2 protein-coding genes are annotated in these 891 nt (G+C 65.9%); both read left to right on the top strand.

What is annotated here, in order from left to right; translation table 11 throughout:
* Positions 1-624, top strand: a 624-nt coding sequence (locus B3D39_RS14100) for an ABC transporter ATP-binding protein (RefSeq protein WP_286789818.1), incomplete at its 5' end; no start/stop codon positions are given.
* A 4-nt stretch (positions 625-628) separates the two neighbouring features.
* A partial coding sequence (locus B3D39_RS14095; RefSeq protein WP_286789817.1) for an FAD binding domain-containing protein occupies positions 629-891 on the top strand: 263 nt, incomplete at its 3' end.

The raw sequence follows: 891 nt of genomic DNA, 5'->3' as shown, positions 1-891 counted from the left end.
TCGAACCTCGACGCGGCGCTGCGGATCTCGATGCGCGCGGAGATCAAGGAACTCCACCGTGCGATGGAGACCACCTTCGTCTACGTGACCCACGATCAGGCCGAGGCGCTGACGCTCGCGGATCGTATCGTGGTGATGAATGACGGGGTCGTGCAGCAGATCGGCACGCCCGACGACATCTACGAACGCCCCGCGAACACCTTCGTGGCGTCGTTCCTCGGCAGCCCGCCGATCAACTATTTCGACGGCGTGCTCGAGGCCGGGCCGGATGACGAGATGGCCTTCGTTCGCGATGGGCTGCGTCTCGTGCTGCCGGCAGATCACGCGGCGCGCCTGAAAGGGCAGGAGGGGCGCGCGGTGCGACTGGGTATCCGGGCCGAGGATGTCGCGGAAGGCACTGCCGAGCCGGGATACAATGCGCTCAGCGGCACCGTGAACTCGGTGCTTCCGGTTGGCTCGGATCAGTATCTCGGCATGGATTTCGGCGGCGAGGAGCTGTTCTTCCGCGTCGGCAAGGATCTGCGCCATGCGTTCGGCGAGAGCATCACCCTCGCGGTGGACCTCAACCGCCTGCATGTCTTCGACCGCGAAACCGGTCAGTCGCTGATCTGGAACGCGGCCTGACACAATGAAACCCGCCCCTTTCACCTACCACCGGCCTGCGAGCCTTGCCGAGGCACTGGCGCTGTTGCGCACGCATGGGCCGGCGGCCAAGCCGATCGCCGGAGGGCAAAGCCTCGGGCCGATGCTGAACATGCGGCTGGCGCGTCCGGGCCATCTCGTCGATCTCAACGATCTGATCGAGTTGGACCGCGTGCGGGTGAAGGAGGACATGCTGGAGATCGGCGCGCTGACGCGCCATCACCGGCTGGCCAATGCGCCGGAAGTGCA

It is taken from the genome of Thioclava sp. UBA3469 (assembly GCF_002378135.1).
GTDB lineage: Bacteria > Pseudomonadota > Alphaproteobacteria > Rhodobacterales > Rhodobacteraceae > Thioclava > Thioclava sediminum.
The sequence above is the reverse complement of the archived record's forward strand: the minus strand, read 5'-3'. Positions and strand labels throughout refer to the sequence as shown.